This window comes from Pseudomonas sp. 8 R 14 (assembly GCF_900005955.1).
Lineage (GTDB): Bacteria > Pseudomonadota > Gammaproteobacteria > Pseudomonadales > Pseudomonadaceae > Aquipseudomonas > Aquipseudomonas marginalis.
The window spans coordinates 1-2647 of the sequence record NZ_CVTH01000003.1 but is presented as its reverse complement, the minus strand read 5'-3'; the positions used below and the strand labels follow the sequence as shown (position 1 = coordinate 2647).

Below are 2647 nucleotides of genomic sequence, written 5' to 3'. Positions count from 1 at the left end.
GTCCACCGCGTCCATGGCCGGCACCTGGGCAATCAAGTGGCCGGTGGCGGGATCGCGGATGTCCAGGGTGGCGCCGCTGTCGGCAGCGATCCACTGGCCATCTACGTAGGCGAGTTCAGCCAGCAGGCTGGGGTCTTGCAAGCGATTCTTGAGCATGGTCGAGTCCTGATCCGAGACACGCTCCAGTCTAGGGAGGTGCCACAAACGAGGATGCCGAAAGCGCGGTTAAAGCAGCGTGCCGTGCTGAAATTCACCCCAGGACGGCAGGCTCTGCTAGGCCGTCAGCGAACCGAGCAAGCCTTGCAAAAAGCGCTCGCCGGCGTCCATCTGGCTGATCTCGATAAACTCGTCGGGCTTGTGCGCCTGCTCGATGGAGCCCGGCCCGCACACCACCACCGGTACGTCCAGGCGCTGCTTGAACAGGCCGCCTTCGGTGCCGAACGAGACCTTGGAGGTGCCGGTGCCCGGCGCGGCGAATTGCTTGAGAAAGTGCACCGCCTCGACACTGGGGTGGGTGTCGAGGCCAGGATAGACGTTGATCGTTTCGATCTCGATGGCCGCCACGCTGGACAGCTTCTGCGCCTCACGCACGATCACCTCGGCGCGCTCGCGCATCTGCTCCAGGAACGCGTCCAGGTCGTCGGCCGGCAGGTTGCGCACTTCGAAGTCCAGGGTGCACAGGTTGGGCACGATATTCAGCGCCTTGCCGCCGATAATCTGGCCCACATGCACGGTGCTGTAGGGCACGTCATAGTCATTGTCCTGGGCACCATGGCGTTGCAACTGCTGCTGGCTGTCACGCAGGGCGGCGATAAAGTCGCAAGCCACGTGGATGGCGTTGACCGAGCGCGGCGCCAGGGATGAATGCGCCTCCTGGCCTCGGCAGTACGTGCGGTAGGACCCCTTGCCCTTGTGTCCGAGGACAAACTGCATGTTGGTCGGCTCGCCGATCACACACAGAAACGGCCGTACCGGCGCCAGGTGCAGCACGTCGAGCAAGCGCCGCACGCCGACGCAGCCGATTTCTTCGTCATGGGACAGGGCCAGTTGCAATGGGCGGTTTAACGTGTGGTCGGCGGCATCCAGCATGGCGTCGATGGCCAGGGCGATAAAGCCCTTCATGTCGCAGCTGCCACGCCCATAAATGCGCCCGTCCTGCACGGTGGCGGCAAAGGCGGGAAAGGTCCAGGCCTGCCCCGCCGCCGGCACCACGTCGGTGTGCCCGGACAGCAGCACACCGGGCTGTTCCCTGGGCCCGGTGCTGGCGAACAGGTTGGCTTTCTTGCCGCTGGGGTCCTTGACGATCAGCGAGTCGATGCCCTTGCCCAGCAGCAGGTCGCGCACATATTCAATCAAGGCCATGTTCGACGCCGATGACACGGTGTCGAAGGCCATCAGCTGTTTCAGAATCTCCAATACGCGGGGTTTCATGAGGCCTGGCTCCGTTGCTCGTCAGGTAGGGCGAACCGGGTGATGGAGAATGGCTCGATCGGGGTACTGGTGCTGCCAGTGGCGAGCAGCTCGGCCATCACATCGCCGACGCCCGGGCCAAGCTGGAAACCGTGGCCGCAAAACCCGAAGGCATAGAACAGCCCGTCAACCGTACCGCTGGGGCCCATCACCGGCAGCGAGTCCGGCAGGTAGCCTTCGATGCCGCTCCACACGCGGATGATGTTCAGGTTGCCGACGCCCGGCAGCAGGCGGCGCATCTGGCTGACCTGGTTGAGGATGCTGCGCGGTTCCACATAGGCGCGGCGGTTGAGCATGTCCGGCTTGCTGCGGTAGCCGCCGCCGATGACGATATTGCCCCGGGGAATCTGGCGGAAGTAGATCACCTCTTCGGGCACCTTGGTGTACACGCCGATCACGGTGGGCAAGGCATAAGGCACCGGCTCGGTCACGGCCATTTGCGGGCCGTGGGTGTCCAGCGGCACCGGTTCGCCGAACTGCGCCGAGAGCTTCTGGCCCCAGGCGCCGGCGGTGATCAACAGTTGCGCGGCGTGGAACTGGCGGCCGTCGGTGGTGGTGACCTGGAAGTCGGCGCCGACCTTCTGCACCTCGGCCACTTCGGTGCGTTCTTCGATCTGCGCGCCCAGGCGCCGGGCGGCACGGGCAAACGCCGGCGCGGCCAGGCGCGGGTTGGCATGGCCATCGTGGGGCGCGTAGGAGCCGCCCTTGACGTCCGGGCCGAGGAAGCCGAAGCGTTGATGCAGTTCGGCGCCACGATAAATCTTCAGGTCCAGTTGTTGCGCTTCCGGTGCGGCGGCGTAGGCCTCCAGCTCGGCAATTTCATCCTCGCGGTAACACACGCGCATATGCCCGCTGGGGATGAATTCCAGGTCGTCGTCGATCAGTTCCGGCAGGCGCTTCCACAGCGCCCACGAGCGGTTGGCCAGGGCCAGTTGGCCGAGGAAACGCCCTTGCCGGCGCACATTGCCAAAGTTCACACCACTGGCGTACTGGCCGATCTGGTCGCGCTCCAGCAGGATCACCGACTGCCCGCGACGGCGCAGAAAAAACGCAGTCGCCGAGCCCATCAGCCCCCCGCCGACAATCACCACATCGGCTTTTTTCACACTCATGACGAGACCTCCTCGGTGATCAGCATCGATAACGGTTTGACCGGCGCCTGGCCGCGCTGGCGCCC

The 2647-nt window shown here is 64.9% G+C and carries 2 protein-coding genes and 1 pseudogene; all 3 read right to left on the bottom strand.

Annotated elements, in window-relative coordinates; genetic code table 11:
• Positions 1 to 156: pseudogene (locus tag BFQ01_RS32770) on the bottom strand (succinate-semialdehyde dehydrogenase (NADP(+))); the annotation flags it as partial.
• 117 nt (positions 157 to 273) lie between these two features.
• Complete coding sequence (gene argE, locus BFQ01_RS00295; RefSeq protein WP_065923806.1) at positions 274 to 1431, bottom strand: acetylornithine deacetylase; 1158 nt, start codon at positions 1429 to 1431, stop codon at positions 274 to 276.
• The gene (locus BFQ01_RS00290) at positions 1428 to 2582 is read right to left on the bottom strand and encodes an NAD(P)/FAD-dependent oxidoreductase (RefSeq protein WP_065923805.1); all 1155 of its coding nucleotides are present in this window, start codon (positions 2580 to 2582) and stop codon (positions 1428 to 1430) included. The genes argE and BFQ01_RS00290 overlap by 4 nt, the downstream gene beginning before the upstream one ends.
• Between the last annotated feature and the right edge of the window lie 65 nt (positions 2583 to 2647).

Bases quoted from the DNA above. Each gene is read 5' to 3' on its own strand.
- argE (WP_065923806.1), bottom strand. From the start codon at position 1,431: ATGAAACCCCGCGTATTGGAGATTCTGAAACAGCTGATGGCCTTCGAC.
- BFQ01_RS00290 (WP_065923805.1), bottom strand. From the start codon at position 2,582: ATGAGTGTGAAAAAAGCCGATGTGGTGATTGTCGGCGGGGGGCTGATG.